Source organism: Moorena sp. SIO4E2 (genome assembly GCF_010671945.1).
Taxonomy (GTDB): Bacteria; Cyanobacteriota; Cyanobacteriia; order Cyanobacteriales; family Coleofasciculaceae; genus Moorena; species Moorena producens.
The window spans coordinates 1-1,100 of sequence record NZ_JAAHIE010001392.1 but is presented as its reverse complement, the minus strand read 5'-3'; the positions used below and the strand labels follow the sequence as shown (position 1 = coordinate 1,100).

Annotated in this window: 1 protein-coding gene; it reads right to left on the bottom strand. The window is 43.7% G+C overall.

What is annotated here, in order from left to right; genetic code table 11:
• Positions 1 to 117 precede the first annotated feature (117 nt).
• On the bottom strand, positions 118 to 1,100 hold a 983-nt coding region (locus tag F6K37_RS43925; RefSeq protein ID WP_287257417.1), incomplete at its 5' end, for a DUF2252 family protein.

The following is a 1,100-nucleotide window of genomic DNA, read 5'->3' as shown; positions in this document are numbered from 1 at the left end:
TATAGGTTATAGGGACTAGCTCGCGACCATCCCTTTGCCGCTTATCCTGTTATTTAACCTTCCCCCTGTGCCATATCAACGCATTATATTTTACCAAAGCCAATTAAACTAAAACGATTAGTCACAAGTGCCGCTAGAGCAGCTATTGGGTTTCAGCTTTTCGAGAAAGTAACCATAGTCTTTCTCAACTTGATCAGCATAAGTCAAAGCCACTTCCCTTACCAATTGCCGAAACTCCTTGTGGCGACCGTCAGTCAACTCATCCACCTGTTTGTCTATGGAATAAGGCACTAAGGCAGCATCAAAATCTTTGTCAGCTCGGGCGTGAGCTGTTGCTAACACTTGACCCCATTGTTCAGCTAGCTTAACAAAACGTTTCTCTTTGGTTAGCTCAGTGATATCAAAGGTTTCCTTAAATGGCGATCGCTCTCGCACTGAGTAATACCCATCCCCAAGTTTCATCCAGCCCAGGTGATTATCGGTGTGCTTGGTTAAGGCTCGATAGGCTAAAGCATGACGTTGACCCTCATTGTTAAAATTTTTATCATACTTTTCCCGTTCCTGCTGACTCAGGTAATCATAGGCAGTAGGGGAAGATTGGAATTTAATGTCCAAGATCCGGTCATCATCCTGGGAAGAGGTCTCACCCTCAATCAGGAGATAATAGCGTGGTATTCCTAAGGAACCAGTGCCAGCCAGTAAACGTTGCGCAATATCTTTGACTCGGAAGTAGTTTTTATCATATTTAAACTTTTTTGTCAAGGTTTTCTGATAATCTGCGATCGCATTCTCAATATCCTGTCGCTCGGAAGCAGTAGGTTTGCCTAACTTAACCTTGGATAGATTGAAGCGACGCTGATTTGGGTCCAGTTCTGTCCATTTTTTCAACATTTTTTGGCGGCTTTCGCTGGCTTCGACTCCTTCTAGGAAGTCATCCAACTTCCCATAAGTATTGTCTTTAGTGAAGTAAGTCTCCAGTTCACGATCATTACCGCGATAGGAGGCCATAGTATCAAGATAGGACTCACTAAAGGCATCAATCCCGTTGTTCTGTTCCTCAGCAGACAAACCATTCTGACGACCGACCAATGCTAAACTAA